The organism is Longimicrobium sp., assembly GCF_048594345.1.
Lineage (GTDB): Bacteria > Gemmatimonadota > Gemmatimonadetes > Longimicrobiales > Longimicrobiaceae > Longimicrobium.
Map to the genome: position 1 here is coordinate 1 of NZ_JBMDXM010000121.1, position 23,435 is coordinate 23,435.

The window sequence follows — 23,435 nt, forward strand, 5'->3', positions numbered from 1 at the left end:
GCGGGGACCTCTCCGGCGCCCCCGCCCCGCTCGCTTTTTTCGCTCCCCGTGGAAGCACACTGTCATCCTGAGGGAGCGCCGCGCAAAACGTCAACACGCACAACAGCCTGCGCGCGACCGAAGGATCTTTGTCGGGTCGCGCCAGGCCCAGCCTCGGGAGCCGTTCAAGTACCCTTCGTTGCCAAACCTCAGCTGCCCCAACGGGGCGTGGGGTAGGGTTCGAGGCGCTTCGGATACAGATCCTTCGGTCGGCGCACGGGGTGCCGTGTATCGCTGACGGTTCGGGGCGGCGCCTCTCTCAGGATGACACGTGAAGGCGTACGGGGGCGCTGAGAGGGTGTTGCCAGACTTACCCCAGCTCCAGCCGGCAGCACACTGTCATCCTGAGGGAGCGCCGCGCAAAACGTCAATACACACAACAGCTTGCGCGCGACCGAAGGATCTTTCTCGGGTCGTGACAGGCCCAGCCTCGGGAGCCGTTCAAGTCCCCTTCGTTGCCAAACCTCACCTGCCCCAACGGGGCGTGGGGGTAGGGTTCGAGGCGCTTCGGATAAAGATCCTTCGGTCGGCGCACGGGGTGCCGTGTATCGCTGACGGTTCGGGGCGGCGCCTCTCTCAGGATGACAGGTGGAGGCGGACGGGGGCGCTGAGAGGGTGTTGCCAGACTTACCCCTGCTCCAGCCGGCCGCACACTGTCATCCTGAGGGAGCGCCGCGCAAAACCTCAACACACGCAAAAGCTTGCGCGCGACCGAAGGACCTTCTCTCCGCCATCGTGGGACAAGCTCGGTGGCAGAGATCCGGCCCCACGGTTCTGCAAGCAAAGTCCTTCGGTCGCCGCCATAGATCCTGCCGGGGCAGGGTTTTGCGCGGCAGCTCCCTCAGGATGACTGATTTGCTGGACTCGTCCGACAACTCCTACGTCACGCCACGCGGGCGATGAACGACTTGAGGTAGGCGGTCTCGGGGATGGCCGGGTGCACGGGGTGGTCCGGACCCTGGTGCCCCTCTTCCAGCACCTGCAGGTCACGGCCCAGGCGGCGGCTGGCGCGCAGCATGGCGTCCTGCAGCCCCTCGCGCGGCATGTGGTACGAGCACGACGCGCTCACCAGGATGCCGTCCGGCTCCAGCAGCTCCATCGCCAGCTGGTTGGCGCGCCGGTACGCCTCTTCCCCCGCCTTGGCGTCCTTCTTTCGCTTGATGAACGCGGGCGGATCCAGCACCACCACGCCGAACCGCTCACCGTCCGCGCCCAGCCGCATCAGCGCGTCAAAGGCATCCGCGCGATGGGTCGTCACGCGGTCGGCCACGCCGTTCAGCTGCGCGCTGCGGGCGGCGAACTCCAGCGCGGGTGCGGAGGCGTCCACGCACGTCACCTGCCGTGCGCCCGCGGCCGCCGCCTGCACACCCCAGCCGCCCACGTAGCTGAACACGTCCAGCACGCGCCGCCCCCGCACGTACGCCGCCATGCGGGCGCGGTTCATCCGGTGGTCGTAGAACCACCCCGTCTTTTGCCCGGTGACCGGCGCCTCGAAGCGCACGCCGTTCTCCTCGATCTGCAGCACGTCAGGAACCTCGCCGTGGGGCTGCACGTAGCTCTCCAGCCCTTCCAGCGCGCGGCCGGAGGTGTCGTTGCGCAGCAGGATGCCCGTGGGATTCACGATCTCCTGCAGCGCGTCGACGATCTCAGCGACCACGCGCTCCATCCCGGCGGTGGTCACCTGCGCGACCAGGACGGAGCCGAATCGGTCGACGATCAAGCCCGGCAGCCCGTCGCCTTCGCCGTAGACCAGGCGGTAGAAGGGGCGGTCGAACAGCGTGTCGCGCAGCGCCAGCGCGCGGGCAATGCGGCGGCGCAGCAGGTCGCCGTCCAGTGTGCGGTGCCGCTGGCGGCTCACCAGGCGCGCGGCGATCAGCGAGCGCGGGTTCACGTACGCCGTGCCCAGCGGGGCGCCGCGGGCGTCCTGCACCTCGGCCATGGCGCCGGGCTCAAAGGCGGTCAGCGGCGTCGCCGCCACGTCCACCTCGTTGCTGAACACCCACAGGTGCCCGGCACGCAGCCTGCGGTCTTCGTTCTTCCTCAAGCGGAGCGGTGGAAGGCTCATTCGTGCGTATCCCGTGGCGGTGATGGTGAGCGGCCAACATAGCCGCCCGGCCCCGCACGCGCACGCGCCCGCCCCCGAAACCCGCGCGGATCATCATCTTCCCTTTCCGGAAAGGCCGTCCATGCCCCACGGCGAAGCGCCGACGACCCTTGCCCCGCCCGCCGCCCAGGACGCGAACCGGGCGCGGCTGGTGCGCAGGCTTGAGCTGCTCTGCGGGCTGGCGGAAGAAACGGCGGGGGTAGTGGATGCGGACGAGGTGTGGCGCATTCTGCAGACGCGCGCGGCCGAGGTGCTGGATGCCGACGCCGTGGCGCTGCACGCGCCGTCCCTCCCCCAGCCGCGCGCCTGGACCGTAGACGGGGACGAGGAGGAGCGGGCGGCCCTGATCGCGCTGGCGGAGGAGGACGGCGATCAGCCGAGGCCGGTGCAGATCCCCGGCGGCGGCGCGGGGCTGCTGGTGCCGCTGCACTACCGTGGCGAAACGCTGGGCGCGCTGGTGGCCGGCTGGCGCGGCGGCGGCGCGGACGAGGAGACGCGGCGGCTGGCGCTGATGGTGGGCACACAGGCGGCGGCGGTCCTCGCCAACCTGCGCACCTACGCGCAGCTCACCGAGGCCGCGTTCCGCCGCGAGCGCTTTTTCAGCGCCATGAGCCACGACCTGCGCACGCCCATCACCGCCATCGTGGGCTACAGCGAACTGCTGGCCGACGGCATCGTGGGCGACCTGAACGGCCAGCAGCTGGAGATGATCGAGCGCATCAGCCAGGTGAGCGGCCACCTGTCGCAGCTGGTGAACGACATCCTGGACCTGGCCAAGCTGGACGCGGGGCGAATGGAGTTCCACCGCGAAGAGGTGCGGCTGGGCGACCTGGTGGACGAAGCGCTGGTGGCCGTGCAGCCGCAGGCCCGCAGCAAAAAGCTGGAGCTGCGGATGGACATCGACAGCCAGCGCGACGCCATGCTGCGCGTGGACCCGCCGCGGGTGCGGCAGATCCTGGTGAACCTGCTCTCCAACGCGGTCAAGTTCACGGAGCAGGGCGAGGTGGCGGTGGTGGCGGGGAGCCGCGAGGGACACACCTGGCTGGAGGTGCGCGACACCGGCCCCGGGATCCCCGCCGGGAGCGAAGAGGCCGTGTTCGAGGAGTTTCTGCAGATCGCCGCCGGCACCAAGAGCAAGCGCGAGCCCGGCAGCGGCCTGGGCCTCGCCATTTCGCGGCGCCTGGCGCGCGCCATGGGCGGCGACCTGACGGCCCGCAGCGGCCCCGGCAGCGGCGCCGCCTTTACCCTGCTGCTCCCCGCCCACGCCGGCTGAAGCCGAGCCTTTATCGACTCCGCCCCGAAGAATCTCGCCGAAAAACCCGGCTGTCACGCGGAGACGCGGAGGGCGCATAGGCGCGGAGAACGTCACGCTTCTCCGCGCCTACGCGTACTCCGCCCCTCCGCATGAGATTCGTTGGAAAGGCCTGAATGCACGGTGAATCAGCAGAAACGGTATCAGAGATGCGGATCGGTGGATGGTTTCCGAAGCGCACCGGGAGCACGTCGATCGCACCACCTGATGCGCGATCTGGAGAGCCTTCCATCCGCTCCACGGCCGACGTGAGCGGCAGATGGTCCGGGAAGGACGGAACGGTCGAAGCCCCGCACAGCAGCGTGAACGGCCGTGGCGGGGCTTCTGGATTCCTGGACGGCGGAAGTTTACTCGGGCCGCGGCGCCAGGGTGTTGCGAATGCGCTGCAACTCCTCGCGCAGCTCGCGGATGGTGGCGTCGCGCTCGTTCAACTCGCGGCGCAGGCGGGCCACCTCCGCGCTCTGATCACTCCCCTGACGCACCACCACCGTGTCGCTCCCCGCCGGCCGGGTGACGACCTGCGGATCGCAGCGCAGGCTCCCCGTACGCTGCTCGCAAGGAAGCGCCAGCTGGCGCGAAAGCCCCAGCAGCGTTTCTGCCTCGGGCCGGCGCGTCACGCGGCCGCCCTGCGTGTCGGCCGTCAGGTACATCTCCAGGTTCTGCGTCGCCAGCCCCGCGTCGTACGCGGGGTTTGCGGGCTCAAGGTACAGCGTTCCCAGGTAGAACAGCGCCTCGCGGCCAAAGTCGCTGCGCGGGTGCTCCGCCGACAGGCGCTGGAACGCCGCCATGGCCACGCGAAACGAGTCGCGCTGCATGGCGGCGTGCCCCTGCCGCCACAGTCCGTCGCGGCGGGCGGCATCGGGCCCCAGGTTCTCGGGAGCGAACACCGAGCATGCGGAAAGCAGCCCGGCGAGGATCAGTGTGATGGCGGTCTTCATCCGGCCACGAGATCGGGCGGTCAGGACGGCCCCTGCACGGGCGGCCGCTCGGGAAGAAACACGCGAAAGCGCGTCCCTTTACCCTCCTCGCTTTCTGCACCGATCGTGCCCCCGTGCGCCTCCACGATCTCGCGGGCAATCGCCAGCCCCAGCCCCGAGCCCACCGACCGCGGCTGCACGTCGTTCTCCACCTGGTAGAACTTCTCGAAGATGCGGGGGAGCTTTTCCGGCGCGATCCCCACGCCGGTGTCCTCCACCTCCACCTCGATCCCGCCGTCGCGGCGGCAGGCGTCCACCCGGATGGTGCCCCCGGCCGAGGTGAACTTGAAGGCGTTGGAAAGCAGGTTGCCCAGCACCTCGCTCAGCCGGTCCTCGTCGCCGGTGATGCGCGGGGGCAGGTCGTCCCCCAGCGTTACGGGAAAATCGATCCCGTTCTGCAGCGCCAGCACGCGAAAGTCGCTGGTCAGATCGTCGAAGAAGGCGTGCAGGTCGATCTCCCGCAGCTCCAGCCGCGCACCGCCCGCCTCGAAGCGGCTCACGTCCAGCAGCCGGTGCACCAAGCGCGCAAGCCGGTCGGTCTGCGCGTTCACCGCCTCCAGCGTCTTGTGCTGCTGCTCCGTCACCTCGCCGTAGATGCCGTCGGCCAGCAGCGTCACGTAGCCGCGGATCACGCTCAGCGGCGTCTTGATCTCGTGGCTGGCCACGGAGACGAACTCGGCCTTGAGCCGGTCCAGCTCGCGCAGCTGCTCCGTCATGGTGTCGAACGAGCGGGCCAGGTCGCCCAGCTCGTCGGGCCGCTCGTGGGGGATGTGCACGTCGGGCTCGAAGTCGCCCTGCGCCACCGTCGCCATCCCCCGCCGCAGCTCGCCGATCGGCCGCAGCAGCGTCCGCGTGAGCCAGGTGCCGATCACCAGCGTGGCCGCCAGCGCCAGCGCCAGGGCAAGAAGCGTGGTGCTGGCCGCGCGGCTGGCCACCTGCTCCGCCTGCCGCAGCTCGCGCTCCGTCTGCCCGGTGATGAAGCGGGCGACGGCGTCCAGCCGCGGATCCATCTCGCCGAACTGCTGCTCCAGCACCCGCCGCATCGCCTCGGCCGAGTCTCGCTCTTCCGCTTCCAGCAGCGCCCGCTCGCGGCGGATGTTGGCGCCGATCCGCGACCACAGCTCGGCGACGGGCGCGCTGGGCCCCGCGTAGGCGCCGTCGCTTTGCGTCCGCAGACGCTGCAGCGCGCGTCCCGCCTCGCGGGCGGCGCTGTCGGCCTGCATGCGCGGTCCGGCGCTGTCGGCGGGCGTTCCCCCCAGCGCTTCGCTGCTCACCGGGGCCAGGGCGGCGTACCGGCGTTGCGCGTCGTGGGTGGTTTCCACCCCGTTGCGCAGGTCGCCCAGCGCACCGGTGGCCATCCGCTGCTCGGACAGGCGGGCGGTGATGTCGTGGATGTCCTCCAGCGCCAGCAGCCCGTAGGCCGCGGGGATGGCGAGCAGAACGGAGATCCCCACCAGGGTGAGGACGATTCGTTGCCTGAGGCTCATCCGTCTCCGCGTGGAGAAAAAGGCAGGTCTTTCGCCGTCGCCGGCGGGGCGGACGATGGATGATGCACGATTCGCGTCACGATGCTCCCTCGCCCGGCACGGGGGCGCGCTCGATCCGTTTGACCTCGTCCCACAGCACGTCCAGCTCCTCCAGCGTCGCTTCGCCAACGACCACGCCGCGCTCCGCCGCCAGCGCCTCCAGGGCGCGGAAGCGGCGCGAGAACTTGGCGTTGGCGCGGGCCAGCGCCGTGCTGGGGTGTACGTGCGAAAGGCGCGCGAGGTTCACCGCGGCAAAGAACAGGTCGCCCACCTCGTCCTCCAGGCGGTCCGGATCGGCCTCCGCCAGCTCGCGGCCGATCTCCTCCGTCTCCTCCCGCACCTTTTCCCACGCGCCCCGCGGGTCCGGCCAGTCGAAGCCCACCCTGGCTACGCGGTCCTGGATGCGAAACGCGCGCAGCAGGGGGTCAAGCCCGTGCGGCACCTCGTCCAGAATGCCGCCGGCCGGGGCGCCGGCCCGCTCGCGCGCCTTGATCGCCTCCCACGGCTCCGCCTCGCCCAGGCCGTACAGGTGGGGGTGGCGGCGGCGCATCTTTTGCTCCAGCCCCGCGACCACGTCTTCGCGGCTGAAGGCGCCCGTTTCCTCGCCGATCACCACCTGAAAGGCCACGTTCAGCAGCAGGTCGCCCAGCTCGCCGCGCAGCGCCGCGGGGTCACCGTCGGCGATGGCGCCCGCCACCTCGTGCGCTTCCTCCAGCAGGTAGCGGGTGAGCGACGCGGGGGTCTGCGCCGCGTCCCAGGGGCAGTGGGCGCGCAGGAACGCGACCAGCGCCAGGGCGCGGTCCAGAACGCTGCCGTCATGGCCGGCGGGGCGGGTTTCGGCTTGCGATCCACTCACGGTGGGCCTAGAATACTTGGTTTGTGTCTGATCCGTCAACGGTGGTTTCCCGTGCCTGGGTAGAGGTGGACGAGGCGGCGCTGCGGCGCAACCTGCGGCGCGTCAAGGACGCCGCGGGGCCGGATGCGTCCGTGGTCCCCATGCTCAAGGCGAACGCGTACGGCCTGGGGGTGGCCGCGGTGCTGCGGATGGTACGCGCCGAGCTGTCCGGGCGCGAGCTGTTCGCCATCGGCGTGGCCGCGGTGGCCGAGGGGGAAGAGCTGCGCGCCCTGGGATGGACGGGGCGCGTCGTCGTTTTTGCCCCCGCGCCCCCGGACGAGCTTCCCCGCGCCGCCCGCGCCGGCCTTACGCCCGCCCTTTCCGACCTGGACTCCGTGCGCCGCTGGGCCGCCGCGGCCCGTGAGACGGGGCGCCGCCTGGCGTTCCACGCCGAGATCGACACGGGGATGGGCCGCGCCGGCTTTCCGTACGCCGGCGCGGCCGCCTGGGGCGCCGCGATCGCGCGCGAGACCGGGGACCTTTTGGAGTGGGAAGGGTGTTTCACGCACTTCCATTCCGCGGACGAGCCGGAGCTGGCCCCCACGGACGAGCAGCAGCGCCGCTTCCGCGAGTCGCTGGCCGCGCTGCCGGCGCCGGGTGACGGCTCCGTGCGGCGGGTGATCCACAGCGCCAACAGCGCCGCGGCGGTCCGCCGCAACGGCTACGGCGGTGACGTGGTGCGCCCGGGAATCTTTCTCTACGGAGGGTCCGCCGGACCGGGCGCCGTGCCGGAACCCGTGGTTTCCCTCCGCGCCCGCGTCGCGCTGGTCAGGGACGTGCCGGCGGGGTGGACGTGCGGATACGGCGCCACCTACACTGCGAGCCGCCCCGAGCGGTGGGGAACGCTGGCCATCGGCTACGCCGACGGGCTGCGCCGGGCGCTGGCCGCACAGGGGGAGGCGCTGGTCCGCGGGCGCCGCGTGCCGATCATCGGCCGCATCTCCATGGACATGACCGTGGTGGACCTGACGGAGGTGCCCGAGGCCCGCGCCGGCGACGCCGCGACCCTGATCGGGCGCGACGGCGGGGAGGAGATCGGGCTGGACCAGGTGGCGGCGCAGGCCGGCACCATCTCGTACGAGATCCTTACCGGGCTGGGCACGCGCCTGCCCCGGGTGTACGTGGACGGAACGCGAGCGCACCGCGACGCGTAACAGGACTTTCCCGCGGCGGTTCTGGCCGGCTGGCACGGCCCGGCCGCCGCGCTTTTGCGGGCGCCACGGCGCCCGCGCAACGAGCATGACCCGTTCTTTCTACCGGATGCGATCCCGCTCTTTATTCGCCCTGCTCGCCGCGCTGGCGGTGACCGTGGCCGCCTGCTCCGACGAGACGCCCACCCTTTCCGGCCCGGGTGCGTTCCCGCCGGGAGGCGTCGCCGTCACGCGCGAGGTCATCCTCCCCGCCTCCCGCTTCTTCGAGGTGCTGGGCGGCTTCAGCGGCTACACCCGCGCATCGGACGCCGCGTACGCCGTGGTCGCCAACCAGTACGGCGGCGGGCTGGATGCGCACGCGCTGGCCCGGTTCACCGGCTTTCCGCGCACGGTGACCTACCTGCGCAACGGCGCCACCAAAACCGACTCGGCCTTCAGCTACGCCGAAAGCCGGCTGGTGCTGGACGTCGACTCGCTGGCCAGCACCGGGCGCCCGCTCACCCTGCAGGTGTGGGAGGCGGCGCAGCGCTTCGACGCGCGCACCGCCACCTGGACGCTGGCCGTCGACTCCGTGGGCGCGCAGGTGCCGTTCACCGAGCCGGGCGGCACCCGCGGCGTTCTGCTGGGGCAGGCCACCTACCCGGTCACGGGCGGCGACTCGCTGGTGGTCACGCTGTCGCCCGCCTCCGTGGAGCGCATGGCGGACTCCACCTCGCCGGGCGTGGTGTTCACCGTCGCCGAGACGGGCGCGCGCATCGAGGTCTCCAACCTGCTGCTGCGGCTGGCCGTCAGGCCTGACAGCGCCATCCCCGACACCACCCTCAACTTTGTCGCGGCGCCGGGGTCGAACCTGACCACGGTTTACACGCCCGAGCAGCCCGATGCGCCCGCGGGGACGGTGGCGGTGGGCGGCATTCGCTCTGCGCGCACGCTGCTGGAGCTGAACCTGGAGCAGACCGTGCCCGGGTGCGCCGCGCCCCAGGTGTGCGCCGATGTGCCGCTGAGCCAGGTGCAGCTGAACCAGGTGGCCATCCTGCTGCGGCCCACCGCGGTGCCGGGAGGGTTCGGCGCGTTGAACTCCGTGCCGCTGGCGCTGCGGCTGGTGGCGGAGCCGGAGCTGGGGCGGGTGGCGCCGCTAGGGCAGACGGTGCTGGACCAGGACGTCCTGTTCGCCGCCGCCGACTCGCTGGTGGTGCTGCCGATCACGGCGCTCACCCGCTCGCAGGTCGCCGATGACTCCATCCCGCGCACCGTCGCGCTGGTGAGCGAGGTGGACGGGCTGGGGCCGCCCCCCACCTTCGGCGTGCTCTTCCTGGATCCCGAGGCGCGGCTGCGCATCGTGTACACGCTTCCCGCACGCCGTCCCCTTCCATGACGATCGTTCGCGCTCTGGGCACCGCCGCCGCGGCCGCGGTGCTCTCCGTGCTTTCCGCCGGCCAGGCGCCGGCGCAGTCGCTGCTTTCCACCAGCGGCCTGGGCACCCCGCTGGAGCCGGTGGACGCCCGCGCCCGCGCGCTGGGCGGCCTTGCGGTGGGCCTTCCCGACGCGCAGATGTCGCTGGTGAACCCCGCCGCGGCCATGGGGCTGCCGGCCGCCGGGCTCACCGTGACCTTTCAGGCCGACGAGGTCTCCGGCACGGCCGGCGACCAGGCGCAGGACTATACCACCGCGCGCTTTCCCGTGGTGCAGGCGGCGTTCCCCATCGGCACGCGCTTCGTGGCCTCGCTGGGGTACGCCGGCGTGCTGGACCAGAACTGGGCCGTGGAGCACCGGGACAGCATCCTGGTCACCGGCCAGCAGCTGGACGTGCTGGACCGCTTTCGCTCCAGCGGTGGCGTGGCGCGGCTGCGCGGCGGGGTGGGGTACCGCCTGCTGCCGCGGCTGGACGTGGGCGCGGCCCTGGACGTGTACACCGGCGCCCTGCGCGACACCGTGTACCGCGTCTTTACCGAGGGCGGCATCCAGCCCAGCATCACCGGGACCACGTACGAGTGGCGCGGGCTGGGTCTTAGCGCCGGCGCGCGCTGGCGCGGCAGCGCCTTCAGCCTTTCCGCGGCGGTCGCCGCCGGCGGCTCGCTCACGGCCGAGGCGCAGGACTCCGGCGTGGTGAGCAAGGACTACTCGCTCCCGGTGCAGGTAGACGTGGGCGGCAGCGCCCGCATCGCGCAGCAGGCGCTGGTCGCCGTCTCCGCCCGCTGGCAGGGGTGGGGCGCGGCGGACGAGGACGTGTCCGGCGGCGCGCGCGACGCCACGCAGCTCACGGCCGGCATCGAGTACGAGGCGTTGCGCTTTCTGGGCCGGCCGGTGCCCCTGCGCATCGGCGCGCGGTACGCGGAGCTGCCTTTCCGCTACGAGGGTGCCACCGACTTCGTGAACGAGCGTACGGGGACGGCCGGGATCGGTGTCGTCTTTGGCGGCGGCGCGGCCTCGCTGGACCTGTCGGGCGAGCGCGGCATGCGCGGCGGCGGCGCGGCGCTGCTGGACGAGTCGTTCTGGCGGGTGTCGCTCTCCCTTTCACTGCTGGGGCGGTAAGTTGCCGGCGGCCGGCTCGCCCCTGCTGCTGGTGGTGGACGACGAGCCCTCCAACGTCGAGGTCCTGTGCGACCTGCTGGAGGCGCTGGACTACCGCACGGTCGGGGCGGGGAGCGGCGAGGCGGCGCTGGCCGCGGCCGGCGAGCGGCGGCCCGACCTGGTGCTGCTGGACGTGATGATGCCCGGGATGGACGGCTACGAAGTGTGCCGCCGCCTCCGGGCCGACCCGCGGACGGCCGGCATACCCGTGGTCTTTGTCACCGCGCTGTCGGGAAACGACGACAAGGTGAAGGGGATCGAGGCGGGCGGCGACGACTTTCTCACCAAGCCGTTCAGCCGCCCCGTCCTGGTGGCCCGCATCCGCTCGCTGCTGCGGATGAAGGAGGCGCAGGAGCGGCTGGCCGAAAGCTACCGCCGGCTCAAGGCGCTGGAGGAGCTCAAGGACGACCTGACGCGGATGGTGGTGCACGACCTCAAGTCGCCGCTCACCGGCATCCTGGGCAGCCTGGAGCTGGTGCTGGATGGCGACGCCGGTCCGCTGGCGCCCGAGCAGCGCCGCCTGCTGGACGACGCCCGCGAGCGCGGCGTCGACGTGCTGCGGATGGCCGACAACCTGCTGGACCTGTCGCGGCTGGAGGAATCCAGCGTGCGCCTGCAGCCGCGCGACCTGGACGTCGCGCGGCTGCTGCGCGAGGTGGCGGGCGAGTGGCACGTGCGCGCCGAGCGCGAGGGGGTGCGGCTGGCGGTGGAGGGCCCCGCCGGCGTGGGCGTGCGCGCGGACGAGGGGATGCTGCGCCGGGTCCTGGCCAACCTGATCGGCAACGCGGTGCGGCACGGCGGGCCCGGGGTGGCCGTCCGCGTCTCCGCCGTTCCCGCCGAGGGCGGGGTCAAGGTGAGCGTGGCCGACACCGGCCGCGGCGTTCCCGAGACGGAGCACGAGGCCATCTTCCGCAAGTACGGCCGCGCCGACGCGGGCGGCACCTCGTCGGGGCTGGGCCTTACCTTCTGCAAGCTGGCGGTCGAGGCGCACGGCGGCCGCATCTGGGTGCAGAGCCGCGCCGGTGAGGGCGCCATCTTCCACTTCGTCCTCCCCCCGCGCCCGCCCGAGCCCGCAACCGCGTCCGCTTCGGCCTGAACCCGTAGCGGGGAGGGAACGGCCTTGGCTCACACAGAGTCAAGAGAGTCAACAGAGTTCGTGTTTTCCCATCCACTCTGTTGACTCTGTTAACTCTGTTAACTCTGTGTGAGGCCCATCTCTTTCAGGGTTTGATCCGCGCGCGATCGTGAGCGTTGACGGGTCGAATCCAGCGCATCCACAACCAGCGTACATGATGGAAACGGAGCCCGCGAGCGAGCCCAAGCCCGGCCTGTTCCTTGCTTTCGAAGGGGTCGAGGGCTCCGGCAAGACCACCCAGGTGGCCCTGTTCGCCGCGTGGCTGCGCGAGCGGGGGCTGGACGTGGTGGTGGCGCGCGAGCCGGGCTCCACGCCGCTGGGCGAGCGGGTGCGGCAGACGGTGCTGGGCGAGGTGGGGCTGCACGTTCCCCCCCGCAGCGAGCTGTTCCTGATGCTGGCGGCACGCGCGGCGTTCGTGGAGCAGGTGGTGCTTCCCGGCGTGGCGGCGGGGCGGGTGGTGATCGCCGACCGCTTTGAGCTGTCGACGCTGGCGTACCAGGGCGCGGGCCGCGGGCTGCCGCTGGACGAGGTGATCGAGTGCAACCGCATCGCCACGGGCGGCGTAACACCCGACGCCACGGTGCTGCTGGACGTGGACCCCGAGGTGGGCGCGGCGCGGCAGCGGGCCGAGGGCAAGTCCGCGGACCGCATGGAGTTGGAGGACGTGGCGTTCCACGGGCGGGTGGCAGAGGCGTACCGCGCGCACGCCGCGCGCGTGGCCGGGATCGTGCGGGTGCAGGCCGATGCGCCGCGCGACGAGGTGCAGCGGCGGGTGCGCGAGGCGCTGGCCGGGCGGCTTTCAGAAACATTCCCCGCGACGGGGTTTATCAGCCGGTAAGCGGGATGCGCGCACGGGTGCGGGCGTTCCTTTCCCCAGCAGGTGGTCCGGAGGTCCGATGAAGTTCAAGCGCACCGTCGTCGCCCCGCTCATGATGGGCGCCGTGGCCGTGGTATCCGGAGGCTGGCTGCTGCAGCAGGACGTGGGCAGCCAGCAGAGCGTGTTTCAGCGCGCGCGCCTGTTCGACGAGGTGATCAACTTCGTCCAGAACCGGTACGTGGAGCCGCACACCCAGGAAGACCTGTACAAAAAGGCGGTGGAAGGGCTGCTCAGCGAGCTGGGCGACCCGCACACCACCTTCATGACGGCGGAGCAGTACGAGGACCTGCACCGGCAGACCACCGGAGAGTACGGCGGCCTGGGGATTCAGATCTCGTCCCGCGACGGCTGGGTGACGGCGGTCAGCATCCTGCCCGACACCCCGGCCGAGAAGCAGGGGATGCGGGTGGGCGACCGCTTTCTGGAGATCAACGGCAAGAGCGCCGAGGGGTGGAGCGACGACCAGGCGGTCAAGGAGCTTCGCGGCCCCAAGGGTACCCCCGTGCAGCTGAAGGTGCAGCGCGTGGGCGTGGAGCAGCCCATCGCCTTTACCATCACCCGGGCGGAGATCCACGTCCGTTCGGTGCCGTACTCGTACATGGTGGCCCCGGGAGTGGGGTACGCCAACCTGATCGTCTTCAGCCAGACCAGCACGGTCGAGCTGCGGGCGGCCATCGACAGTCTGCGCGCGCAGGGCGCCCGCTCGCTGGTGCTTGACCTGCGCGGCAACCCGGGCGGGCTGCTGGACGAGGGCGTGAGCGTGTCGGATCTGTTCCTGCCCCGCGGCGACGCGGTGGTGGAGACCCGCGCCCGCAACCCGCGCGAGAGCGAAACGTACCGCGCCACCACGCCCGAGTCGTACGACGGGCTCAAGGTGGCGGTGCTGGTGGACGCCTACAGCGCCAGCGCGGCCGAGATCGTGGCCGGCGCGCTGCAGGACCACGACCGCGCGGTGGTGCTGGGCACCACCACCTACGGCAAGGGCTCCGTCCAGTCCGTCTTTCAGCTGTCGGGCGGCGACTTTCTGAAGATGACGACGGCCAAGTGGTACACGCCGGTGGGCCGCTCCATCCAGAAGGACGTCAAGCCGGGCGAGGAAGGCGAGGTGGAGCAGGATTCCAGCGTGATGGGCGCGGACGGAAACCCGGTGGCGCAGGACACCACCAAGCGCGTGCCCTACCGCACCGACAGCGGGCGCACGGTCTTTGGCGGCGGCGGCATCGTGCCGGACCTGATCGTGCGGCAGGACACGGCCACCGAGGCGGAGAAGGCGTTCTTCCGCGCGGCGTCCAGGCAGGCGGCCAAGTTCCAGAGCGCGCTGTTCGCCTACGCCGTGGCCTACGAGCGCGCGCACCCCGAGCTGCGCCCCGACTTTGCCGTCACGCCGCAGATGCGCCGCGAGTTCTTTGACCGGCTGCGGGCCAACGGGGTAGAGGTCACGCTGGAGCAGTTCCAGGGCGCCCAGCGCTTTATCGACGCGCAGCTGATCGACGAGATTGCGCGCAGCAAGTTCGGCCCGCCGGTGGCGGTACGCCGCGACGATCCCACGGACCGCGTGCTGCAGGAAGCCATCCGGCTGCTGCAGCAGGCGCCCGACACGCAGGCGCTCATCCGGGCGGTGCAGCAGGCGCCCAACGCCGCGCGCGAGACGGCCAGCCGCCGCTAACGGCCGCGCGGCCAGGCTTCTTTCGGCTGGTGAGAATTGGAGGAGGGGTGCTGAAGGTGCCCTTCCTCCCCTTCTTTTTGGGCCGGGCACGGTGCTTTCAGTAGGGATGGGCCGAGCCGGGCGATGCGGATCCGGGCGATGGGAGCTTCAGGCGGCGTGGATGGTGCGGCGCGAAAGGGCTGGCGCCTCCCTCCCCGGCCCTCCCCCACAAACTGCGTGGGAGAGGGAGGTGCGACGCACCTCGCGTGAGGGATGCGCGCCCGCAGGGCCGAGACACCGGCGCGCGCGCACGGGCGCGGAGGAAACACCCTGGATGCCGGTGCGCGCCGGGGGCTCGGCGCACTTGGGCACAGTTGTATCGTGCCCTAGTGCGCGCGCAGCCCGGCCCGGAGCGCAGCGGAGGGACACGCCCAAACCGGTAGTTCCTGGAAATCTGTTCATACATCAGCCTTCCGACCGAGACAATGGCAGACCTGGAAAGCGTGGTGGAGGTGATGCGCGGGCCCGTGGTGGAGTCGCGGCACCGCGTGCACGTGGCGGTGGTGGACGCGGACGGGACGCTGCGGGCGTTCTGCGGCGATCCCGACTGGGTGACGTTCTGGCGCTCGGCGGCCAAGCCGATCCAGGCGATTCCGATCGTGGACGACGGCGCGATGGACCGCTTTGGCATTACGCCGCGGGAGCTGGCGCTGGCCTGCGGATCGCACTCCGGGACGGCGGCGCACATAAAGGTGGCGGAGTCGTTTCTGGAAAAGATCGGGGTGACGGCGGAGTCGCTGGCGTGCGGCCCCCACCTGCCCTATGACGAGGACGCGCGGCGCGACCTGGCCGAGCAGGGGCTGGAGCCGGTGCGGCTGCACAACAACTGCTCCGGCAAGCACGCGGGGATGATGGCGGTGGCGCGCGCCCGCGGGTGGGAGCCGGAGGGGTACGAGCGGGTGGAGCACCCGGTGCAGGCGCGGCTGCTGACGGAGGTGGCCCGCTGGACCCAGATGCCCGCGGAGGCGATCGGGCTGGGCGTGGACGGGTGCGGCGTGGTGTGCTTTGCGCTGCCGCTGCGGCAGATGGCGCTGGCGTACGCGGGGCTGGCGGCGGCGGCGCGGCGCGGGGAACCCGGCCCGGCGGCGGTGGTGGCGGCGATGGCGGCGCACCCGGAGATGGTGGCGGGCGAGGGGCGCATCTGCACGGAGCTGGCGCGGCTGACGGAGGGGCGCGTGTTCGCCAAGACGGGCGCGGAGGGGGTGTACTGTGTGGGCGTGCCTGGCGCGGAGCTGGGGATCGCCATCAAGGTGGAGGACGGCAACGTGCGCGCGGTGGCCCCCGCGGTCTCCGGGGTGCTGCGCGAGCTGGACCTGATCTCGGAAGACGACTTTGGCGCGCTGCACGCGTACGTGTTCCAGGAGATCGCCAACACCCGCGGCGAGGTGACGGGCCAGCTGCGCCCCTCCATCCGCCTGCAGGCGGTGGAGGCCCAGACCGGTGCGCCGGATGCATTGGATGCGGCGTGAGGGCAGGGCTGTGAACCTGGCCGGAGGGGGTGCGGATGCCTGACGCGGGGCGCGCGGCGCTGCTGCGGCTTTCGGCGGCGCTGGGGACGCGGCACGCGGGAGCCATCCGCGCGGAGATGGAGGTGGCGCGCGAGGAGGCGGACGCGCGCGCGGTGGAGGAGGTGATCCTGCAGGCGCACCTGTTCATCGGCTTTCCCGACGCGCTGAACGCGCTGGCGACGTGGCGCGAGGTCAGCGGCCGTCCTGCGCTGGCGGAATCCGAGGAGGACCCGGCGGCGTGGCCGGCGCGCGGCGAGCGCGTTTGCGCGGAGGTCTACGGCGCCAACTACGGCAAGCTGCGCGAGAACGTGCGCGGCTTGCACCCGGACGTGGACGGGTGGATGGTGACGGGCGGATACGGCCGGGTGATCGGGCGTCCCGGACTGGACCTGAAGACGCGCGAGCTGTGCATCGCGGCGCTGCTGGCGGTGTGGAAGGTGCCCCGCCAGCTGCACTCGCACCTGCGCGGCGCCCTGAACGCCGGCGCCTCGGTGGACGAGGTGGATGCCGCGGTGGAGATTGCCCGCGGGTTCCTGGAACCGGACGAGGCGGCGGAGGTGGGGGCGCTGTGGGCGGACATTCGCGCGAAGTGGTGATGGTGTGATGGTGTGATGGTGTGATGGTGTGATGGTGTGATGGTGTGATGGTGTGATGGGAGGCGGCGTTGCGTGAGGGATGCGCGCCCGCAGGGCCGAGAACACGGCGCGCACGCACGGGCCTGTCTGAAACGCTCCGGAGGACGTGAGCGCCGTGGGCTCGGCGCCGTTGGCAACTGTTGTATCGTTGCCTACGGCGCGCGCAGCCCGACCCGGAGCGCAGCGGAGGGGCACGCCCAAACCAGCAGTTGCCGTAAGCAGCCGTAGTCAAGGCAGATCCATCCATTCTACATAAAGACGGACGGGGAGACGCGGTGTTCCTGGATTACGCGGAGATCAACGTAAAGGCGGGCGACGGCGGCCCGGGGGCTTCGTCCATGCGGCGCGAGTCCATGACACCGCGCGGCGGCCCGGACGGCGGCGACGGCGGGCGGGGCGCGGACGTCATTCTGCGCGCGGACGCCCAGCTCACCACGCTGATGGACTACCGGTACCGCCAGCAGTACAAAGCGCCCAACGGGGCCAAGGGCTTCGGCAGCAACTCCACGGGCCGCAGCGGCGACGACCTGGTGCTGCGCCTGCCGCCCGGCACGCTGGTGCGCGACGTGGAAACGCAGGAGGTGCTGGGCGAGCTGCTGCGCGACGGCGACGAGTTCGTGGTCGCGAAGGGCGGCCGGGGCGGATGGGGGAACGCGCGCTTCGCCACGGCCACCAACCAGGCCCCGCGCCGCGCGGATCCCGGCGAGCCCGGCGAAGAGAGGCGGATCGCGCTGGAGCTGAAGCTGATCGCGGACGTGGGGCTGGTGGGCGAGCCGAACGCGGGAAAGAGCACGCTGCTTTCGGCGGTCTCGGCGGCGACGCCGCGGGTGGCGGACTACCCGTTCACCACGCTGACGCCCAACCTGGGCGTGGTGCAGCTGTCGGGCAGCCGCACCTTCGTGATGGCCGACATCCCGGGGATCATCGAGGGCGCGCACGAGGGAAAGGGATTGGGGCACCAGTTCCTGCGCCACATCGAGCGCACCCGCACACTGGCGCTGATGATCCCCGCCGACGCGCTGGAGCCCCAGGCCGAGTACGACAAGCTGCGCGACGAGCTTCGGCACTACTCCGCGGAGCTCGCCACCAAGCCGCACGCGGTCGTCTTCACCAAGGCCGACCTGCTGCCGCCCGACTGGCCGGCGCCCAAGGTCGAGGCGCCGGATGCGTGGGGGCAGTTCGTGATCTCGTCGGTGGCGCAGCGCGGGCTGGACCCGCTGCTGGAAGCCCTCTGGACCCACGCCGCCCAGGCGGTTGCGGAGGAGAACGCCGTAGACGGCGAGGAAGAAGAGCCGTGGCGGCCGTGAGGTGAATCAGGGCCAGTCGGCCTGTCTCTCAGGTCCGGATGGGTCAGGATCGGGGGATGGTGGACAACATCAACCGCGCCGCCCCGTACGTTCGGGCGGCGCGGCTCGACTTTCAGGAGCTGTGGCCGCATTCCTCCACCCGTCCGTGCGGCTTCTGAATAGAGTTCCAGATCTCGTCGACCGTCAGGTGCCCGATGAGTTCCGCGCGCTCGGCGGTGTAATCGCCGGACGGCTTGATGAACTGACGGAGGAAGAGGACAAAAGCTCTGGGGCCGAGTTCGCGGCGGAGCGCATCCATTCCCCTGGCGCGGAGTTCGTCGTCACACCCATCGGGCGCCGTTGTCCGGGACCATCCGGGCTGGGGTTTCGGGGCCTGCTCTCGCGCGGCGCGTACCTTCTGTATGAGGGCTATCGCATCATCCATCGTCATGCCGTCCTGAAGCTGCGCGCGCTCAGCCGTATGGCTTCCCGGGCCGACGTCGAACTGCTGAACGAAGCGCACCATCCCCACCAGGCCCAGTTCCCTGTGGAGCGCGTCAAGCCCGGCCTGGTGGATGTCATCCAGCGACGTAGTCGGCGACAGCACTGTCATTCGATTTCCTCCAGCCAGGAGACCGGGTTTGCCACGCGCACGGCAAGTTGTTGCCGCAGGCGTCGTGCGCGCCGGATCAGCGCGTCGTCGGTCGTTAGCAGCACGTCGGCGCCCCCAGCTTCGGCGCACGCGACGTGAACCGAATCATAACCTCTCAAGCCCATGCGTTCCAGCGCTTCTCCGCGCCGGTGCTGGGCTTCATCGAGATAAACGTGCTCTGCGGAATACCCCGCCAGTCCTTTCGCGCCGACCTGGCGGTCCGGGTCACGAATGGCGGCCAGTTCCTTCTGCACCGCACCGCTGCCGATGATCGTCCATTCTCCCCGTGCGGCGCGTTCCAGGATGTCGAGAATGGCTTCGGACTCCAGCCTTACCCGAAGCTGCGTCTGGTCGTCTGACGGACGGCTGTAGCAGCAGGTGTCCAGATAAACTCGGATCATCAGATCTCCGGGCCCAGGTGTGAGGCGCTACACTGCTCACTCCGCGCTCGTCTCGCAAGCAAGTTGCTTGTTGGTAATCGCTTACGGGGTGTTCTGGCACGGCCTGAGTCGTCCATCGCCGCTCCTGTTTGGCCAGGCGGGACATGGACGTCCAGGCTCCCGCGTGGCGCCACGGCTCAATCCGCGGATGCGGGCCGCTCTCATCTCGCCAGTGCGCGTACCTACTTCCCGCCAACCCTTCCGGCGGCTGCCGTCGAAGCGGTATTCTTGAGGCGCAGCTCGCCTCCCGAATCACGCTCTCGCCCGATGCCGACGACGGACCAGACCACGCTCGAAACCCTGCTGCGCCTTGCGATCGTCCCCGGGATGGGGCCGGCGCGCACGACGGTGCTGCTGAGGCACTTCGGGTCAGTGGAGCGCGTGCTGGGCACGACGGCGGCGCAGGTCGCGGAGGTGCCGGGGTTCGGGCCGGAGTTTGCGCGGCGCGTGGCGGCGGCGGGAACGGCGGAAGGGCTGCGGCGGGCACGGGCGGCGCTGCATGCGCTGGAGCGGGTAGGGGCGCGCGTGGTGACGCAGGAGGACGCGGCGTATTCCCCGTCGTTCCGTACGCTGGCCGATCCGCCGTTCGTGCTGTACGCGATCGGCGACGTGCAGCTGATGTCGGAGCCCGCCATCGGCATCGTGGGGACGCGGATGCCGACGGACTACGGGCGGCGGGTGGCGTCACGGCTGGCGTACGAGCTGGCGCGGGCGGGGTACGGGATCGCCAGCGGGATGGCGAAGGGGATCGACGCGGTGGCGCAGACGGCGGCGCTGGACGCGGGCGGCGCCACGGTGGGGGTGCTGGGGCACGGCATCGACCGCATCTATCCCCCGGAGAACGAGCGGCTGTTTCACCGCGTGCGCGAGCGGGGGCTGCTGATCTCGGAGATGGCGCCGGGTGAGGAGCCGCTGGCGGGCAACTTTCCCCGCCGCAACCGGCTGATCGCCGCGCTGAGCGCGGGCGTGCTGGTGGTGGAGATGGGCCAGAAGAGCGGCGCCCGCCACACCGTGGAGTACGCGCTGGAGCTGGGCAAGGAGGTGTTTGCCGTTCCCGGGCCCATCGGCGCCGCGGAGAGCGTAGGGACCAACCAGCTGCTGAAGGAGGGCGCGCGGCTGGTCACCTCGGCGCAGGACATCCTTGAAGAACTGCACGGCGTCGGCACGGTTCCCCACGCGCTAAACGGACGCGCGGCTCCTGCCGCGGAACCTCCAGCGCCCATACGCCGTTCCGCGCCGGCGGACCTGCAGCCGGACGAGGCGCGCGTCTTCGGGCTGTTAGGGGATGATCCGCGCCACGTGGACGACCTCGCGGCGGCGGCCGGGATGGCGACGCACGTGACGCTTACGGCGTTGCTGGGGCTGGAACTGCGCGACCTGGCGGAGTCGCTGCCGGGGAAGCAGTTCCGCTTGCGGTGAGGGATCTGGGGGTGGTTCGTGGCGAAGGGCGCAAGGACGAATGATTCGCTGCTTCGCTGCAACAAACACACGAAATCCGCCTGCGCGGATTGGCGTGGGGCGAGGCGGGGGAGAGTGCGTGGAGCGTTGCTAGTTGCGGGTGATGGCGGGGTGTGGATCGGCAAGCAATCGTGCGGTCCGCCTCCAGGAGCGAATGAATTCGCCGCTGGAAAATCGCAAAGTCCGCCTGCGCGGACTGTAGCCGCGAGCGCGGAGCGCTACGTCATGCGCGGAAATGGCGGAAGTCGATTTCTCAGGTCGACGCGAATGGTGTGAGGGTGGCTCTTCGCCGCGCCTCCTTCGGAATGAACCGGTTGGCGCGAGGCTCGGCCTGATCGGTGGAGCGGCGCGTGGATGTGGATCGGCCGGATCCGGTGAACGGAACGCGGGGCGGGCTTCGGTGTCGTGATCCCCATGCAGCACAATCCGTTGAATATTGACCTGCGATCCGCGGACGACCGGCCGCGGTCGCTGTACGTGCACGTGCCGTTCTGCACGCGCCGGTGCTCGTATTGCGATTTTGCGGTGCAGGCCACGCGCGAGGCACCGGCGGCGGAGTGGCTGGACGCCGTCGCGGGGGAGCTGCGGATGCTGGCGGACGAGCGCGGCTGGACCGAGCCGCTGCGGCTGGACACCGTGTACGTTGGCGGCGGCACGCCGTCGCTGCTGGGACCGGACGCGATGGCGGCGCTGCGCGAGCGGCTGCATCCCTGGGCGCGGTGGGACGAGGATGCCGAGTGGACGTGCGAGGCCAACCCGGAGAGCTTCACGCCGGAGGTGGCCCATGGATGGCGGGCGGCGGGGGTGAACCGCATCTCGCTGGGTGCGCAGACCTTCCACGAGCCCACGCTCAAGTGGATGGGTCGGCTGCATGGGCCCGACGGCCCGCCGCGCGCGTTTGCGGCGGCGCGGGAGGCGGGGATCGGCAACGTGAGCATCGACCTGATCTTTGGCGTGCCTTCGCGGCTGGGGCGTGACTGGGGCCAGGACCTGTTCCGCGCGCTGCTGCTGGAGCCGGAGCACGTGTCGCTGTACGGCCTGACGGCGGAGAAGGCGGCGCCGCTGGGGCGCTGGGTGGACGAGGGGCGCGAGACGCTGGCGGACGAGGATCGCTACGCCGACGAGTACCTGCTGGCGCACGCTACGCTCACCGGCGCGGGGTTCGAGCACTACGAGGTGAGCAACTTCGGGCGGCCGGGGCTGCGCTCGCGCCACAACTTCGTCTACTGGACGGGGGAGCCGTACGCGGCGCTGGGGCCGGGTTCGCACGCGTTCTATCCGCCGCTGCGCCGCTGGAACGTGCGCGGCTGGGACGACTACCGCGACCGCGTGGCGGCGGGCCGGCTGCCCACGGACGACGAGGAGACGGTGGACGAGGACACCGGCGGGCTGGAGCGCGCCTGGCTGGTCCTGCGCACGGACGCCGGGTGGCCGATGGCGGACGCGGGCGATGCCGTCCGCGGGCTCGCCGCGCAATGGAGGGAGCGCCAGTGGGCGTCGGAGCGCGGCGGCCGGTTGCGGCTGACGGCGGAGGGATGGCTGCTGCTGGACACGCTGGCGGTGCAGATGGCGGCGGCGGCCGAGACGGACCGCGCCCGGGTGCCGGCGCTGCAGCTTTGACAGGTTTCCGCGCGTCCAGACGGACACGGCGGGCGCGGGTCCGGCCGGATCGGCGGATGCGGGGCGTCCCCGTTCTTGCCACGAAGCTCGGTGCGATGCATTCGCGCGCGCCGGGCTCCGGACGTTTTGGGGCGGTGCCGGCGGCGCGCGGGATTGACCGGGCAGCCGCGGGGGAGCAGATTCATCGGGTTTTGCGGCCGATTTCCCACCCGGAACCATGAGCACGGGCGAACCCCTTTCCGAGCGCGAGCACCAGATCCTGGAAGCGGTGATCCGCACCTACGTGGAGACCGCCGAGCCAGCCGGCAGCCGCAACGTGGCGCGCCGGTTCCCGCTGGGCATCTCTCCGGCGACGGTGCGCAACACCATGAGCGACCTGGAGGAGAAGGGGTACCTCTACCATCCCCACACCTCCGCCGGGCGCGTGCCCACGGACCTGGCGTACCGGCTGTACGTGGACGCGCTGATGGATCGCGTGTCGCTGACCAGCGCGGAGCAGGCGGCGTTGCGCACGGAGCTGGTGCAGGGCGGGGAGGGCGCGGCCATCGAGCGCCTGCTGCGCCGCGCGGCGCAGGTGCTGGGGCTGCTTACGCAGGAGTTGGGGATCGCGGTGGCGCCGCGGATGGAAGAGGCCATGCTGGAGCGGCTGGACCTGATCCCCGTCCACGAGTCACGCGTCCTGCTGGTGATGTCGCTGCGCGCGGCCGGGGTGCGCACGGTGTACGTCGACGTTCCGGCGGCGATCCCGGCGACGGCGCTGTCGTCGGTGGCGGCGCTGCTGAACGAGCGGCTGGCCGGGCACACGCTGCGCGAGATCCGCGCGACCCTGCCGATCCGGCTGCGCGACAGCGTGCCGTCCGACGACCCGGGCGCGGGGCTGCTGAACGTGTTCCTGCAGTCGGGTGAGGAGTGGTTCGCGCCGGTGACGGCCGGGCAGGACGAGGTGCTGCTGGGGAGCGCGGCCGTGCTGGCGGAGCAGCCCGAGTTCAACTCCGGCGAGCGGCTGCGGTCGCTGATCTCGCTGACGGAGCAGCGCGACCTGCTGAAGAACGCGGTGGCCAACCGCGGCGCGGCGGACGGGCTGCGGATCACCATCGGCGGGGAGCACGCGGACCCCGCGCTGGCCGGCTTTACGCTGGTGACTTCGGAGTACCGCCTGGGCGAGCTGAAGGGCGTCGTTGGGGTGATCGGGCCCACGCGGATGCCGTACGAGCGGGTGATCGCGATGGTTGAGGGCGCATCGGCGATGGTGTCGGAGCTGCTGGTGTAGGGTGGTAGGGAATAGGGAATAGGGAATAGGGAATAGCCAGCGGTCAGGCGGTTCGAAGGTCATCGAACTGGCGCCCGCGAGGTGCCCCGCCCCCGGCCCCACCCCCCGGGGTACAAACGGCGGGGGGCGGAAAACGGCGCACGCGCGGTGGGGTCTTTCCCCCCGTCTCGTTTTGGACTGTGGGGGGGGGGGGGGGGGGTGGGCCACCTCGCGGGCGCCAGTTCGATGACCTTCGAACCGCCTGACCGCTGGCTATTCCCTATTCCCTATTCCC

At 71.2% G+C, this 23,435-nt stretch carries 19 protein-coding genes; 13 read left to right on the forward strand and 6 right to left on the reverse strand.

From position 1 onward, the window contains the following. Nucleotides 1-922: 922 nt before the first annotated feature. Complete coding sequence (locus tag ACOJUJ_RS13195; RefSeq protein WP_420127348.1) at nucleotides 923-2,104, reverse strand: class I SAM-dependent rRNA methyltransferase; 1,182 nt, start codon at nucleotides 2,102-2,104, stop codon at nucleotides 923-925. Between the two features lie 121 nt (nucleotides 2,105-2,225). Here ACOJUJ_RS13195 and ACOJUJ_RS13200 point away from each other — a divergent pair, with 121 nt between their 5' ends. Then, nucleotides 2,226-3,416 carry a GAF domain-containing sensor histidine kinase gene (locus ACOJUJ_RS13200; RefSeq protein WP_420127349.1) on the forward strand — a complete coding sequence of 397 codons (1,191 nt, stop codon included), beginning with the start codon at nucleotides 2,226-2,228 and terminating at the stop codon, nucleotides 3,414-3,416. Between the two features lie 386 nt (nucleotides 3,417-3,802). Here ACOJUJ_RS13200 and ACOJUJ_RS13205 read toward each other — a convergent pair whose 3' ends face one another. From ACOJUJ_RS13205 to mazG, 3 genes are all read right to left on the reverse strand, one after another. Further along, the gene (locus ACOJUJ_RS13205; RefSeq protein WP_420127350.1) at nucleotides 3,803-4,393 is read right to left on the reverse strand and encodes a hypothetical protein; all 591 of its coding nucleotides are present in this window, start codon (nucleotides 4,391-4,393) and stop codon (nucleotides 3,803-3,805) included. A gap of 20 nt (nucleotides 4,394-4,413) precedes the next feature. Further along, nucleotides 4,414-5,919 carry a sensor histidine kinase gene (locus tag ACOJUJ_RS13210; RefSeq protein WP_420127351.1) on the reverse strand — a complete coding sequence of 502 codons (1,506 nt, stop codon included), beginning with the start codon at nucleotides 5,917-5,919 and terminating at the stop codon, nucleotides 4,414-4,416. Between the two features lie 76 nt (nucleotides 5,920-5,995). Then, nucleotides 5,996-6,814 (reverse strand): nucleoside triphosphate pyrophosphohydrolase, encoded by an 819-nt coding sequence (gene mazG, locus ACOJUJ_RS13215; RefSeq protein WP_420127352.1) that lies wholly within the window; start codon nucleotides 6,812-6,814, stop codon nucleotides 5,996-5,998. Between the two features lie 41 nt (nucleotides 6,815-6,855). On the opposite strand from mazG, the gene alr reads away from it, so the two are divergent. The 9 genes from alr (at nucleotide 6,856) to obgE (ending at nucleotide 17,742) form a co-directional block, all read left to right on the forward strand. Next, a complete protein-coding gene (gene alr, locus ACOJUJ_RS13220) occupies nucleotides 6,856-8,007 on the forward strand; it encodes an alanine racemase (RefSeq protein ID WP_420127353.1) in 1,152 nt (383 codons plus the stop codon). A 106-nt stretch (nucleotides 8,008-8,113) separates the two neighbouring features. Next, nucleotides 8,114-9,379 carry a hypothetical protein gene (locus ACOJUJ_RS13225; RefSeq protein ID WP_420127354.1) on the forward strand — a complete coding sequence of 422 codons (1,266 nt, stop codon included), beginning with the start codon at nucleotides 8,114-8,116 and terminating at the stop codon, nucleotides 9,377-9,379. Then, complete coding sequence (locus ACOJUJ_RS13230; RefSeq protein WP_420127355.1) at nucleotides 9,376-10,536, forward strand: hypothetical protein; 1,161 nt, start codon at nucleotides 9,376-9,378, stop codon at nucleotides 10,534-10,536. Before ACOJUJ_RS13225 ends, ACOJUJ_RS13230 begins: the two co-directional genes overlap by 4 nt. 1 nt (nucleotide 10,537) lies before the next feature. Further along, nucleotides 10,538-11,671 carry a hybrid sensor histidine kinase/response regulator gene (locus ACOJUJ_RS13235; RefSeq protein WP_420127356.1) on the forward strand — a complete coding sequence of 378 codons (1,134 nt, stop codon included), beginning with the start codon at nucleotides 10,538-10,540 and terminating at the stop codon, nucleotides 11,669-11,671. Between the two features lie 196 nt (nucleotides 11,672-11,867). Next, nucleotides 11,868-12,548: a dTMP kinase gene (tmk, locus tag ACOJUJ_RS13240; RefSeq protein WP_420127357.1), complete on the forward strand. Its 681-nt coding sequence runs from the start codon at nucleotides 11,868-11,870 to the stop codon at nucleotides 12,546-12,548. Nucleotides 12,549-12,606: 58 nt separating this feature from the next. Continuing rightward, nucleotides 12,607-14,253, forward strand: a complete 1,647-nt coding sequence (locus tag ACOJUJ_RS13245) for a S41 family peptidase (RefSeq protein WP_420127358.1) — start codon at nucleotides 12,607-12,609, stop codon at nucleotides 14,251-14,253. A 464-nt stretch (nucleotides 14,254-14,717) separates the two neighbouring features. Then, nucleotides 14,718-15,761 carry an asparaginase gene (locus ACOJUJ_RS13250; RefSeq protein ID WP_420127359.1) on the forward strand — a complete coding sequence of 348 codons (1,044 nt, stop codon included), beginning with the start codon at nucleotides 14,718-14,720 and terminating at the stop codon, nucleotides 15,759-15,761. Nucleotides 15,762-15,796: 35 nt separating this feature from the next. Beyond that, a complete protein-coding gene (locus ACOJUJ_RS13255; RefSeq protein WP_420127360.1) occupies nucleotides 15,797-16,396 on the forward strand; it encodes a carboxymuconolactone decarboxylase family protein in 600 nt (199 codons plus the stop codon). A 314-nt stretch (nucleotides 16,397-16,710) separates the two neighbouring features. Then, nucleotides 16,711-17,742, forward strand: a complete 1,032-nt coding sequence (obgE, locus tag ACOJUJ_RS13260; protein WP_420127361.1) for a GTPase ObgE — start codon at nucleotides 16,711-16,713, stop codon at nucleotides 17,740-17,742. 112 nt (nucleotides 17,743-17,854) lie between these two features. On the opposite strand, the gene ACOJUJ_RS13265 is transcribed toward obgE, so the two are convergent. Next, complete coding sequence (locus tag ACOJUJ_RS13265) at nucleotides 17,855-18,334, reverse strand: hypothetical protein (RefSeq protein WP_420127362.1); 480 nt, start codon at nucleotides 18,332-18,334, stop codon at nucleotides 17,855-17,857. Further along, complete coding sequence (locus tag ACOJUJ_RS13270) at nucleotides 18,331-18,774, reverse strand: PIN domain-containing protein (protein ID WP_420127363.1); 444 nt, start codon at nucleotides 18,772-18,774, stop codon at nucleotides 18,331-18,333. The genes ACOJUJ_RS13265 and ACOJUJ_RS13270 overlap by 4 nt, the downstream gene beginning before the upstream one ends. Nucleotides 18,775-19,080: 306 nt before the next feature. Here ACOJUJ_RS13270 and dprA point away from each other — a divergent pair, with 306 nt between their 5' ends. The 3 genes from dprA (at nucleotide 19,081) to hrcA (ending at nucleotide 23,161) form a co-directional block, all read left to right on the forward strand. Then, entirely contained in the window at nucleotides 19,081-20,232 is a 1,152-nt protein-coding gene (gene dprA, locus ACOJUJ_RS13275; RefSeq protein ID WP_420127364.1) for a DNA-processing protein DprA, read from the forward strand. A 468-nt stretch (nucleotides 20,233-20,700) separates the two neighbouring features. Next, nucleotides 20,701-21,891 carry a radical SAM family heme chaperone HemW gene (hemW, locus tag ACOJUJ_RS13280; RefSeq protein ID WP_420127365.1) on the forward strand — a complete coding sequence of 397 codons (1,191 nt, stop codon included), beginning with the start codon at nucleotides 20,701-20,703 and terminating at the stop codon, nucleotides 21,889-21,891. A 217-nt stretch (nucleotides 21,892-22,108) separates the two neighbouring features. Beyond that, the gene (gene hrcA / locus ACOJUJ_RS13285; RefSeq protein WP_420127366.1) at nucleotides 22,109-23,161 is read left to right on the forward strand and encodes a heat-inducible transcriptional repressor HrcA; all 1,053 of its coding nucleotides are present in this window, start codon (nucleotides 22,109-22,111) and stop codon (nucleotides 23,159-23,161) included. Nucleotides 23,162-23,435 lie beyond the last annotated feature (274 nt).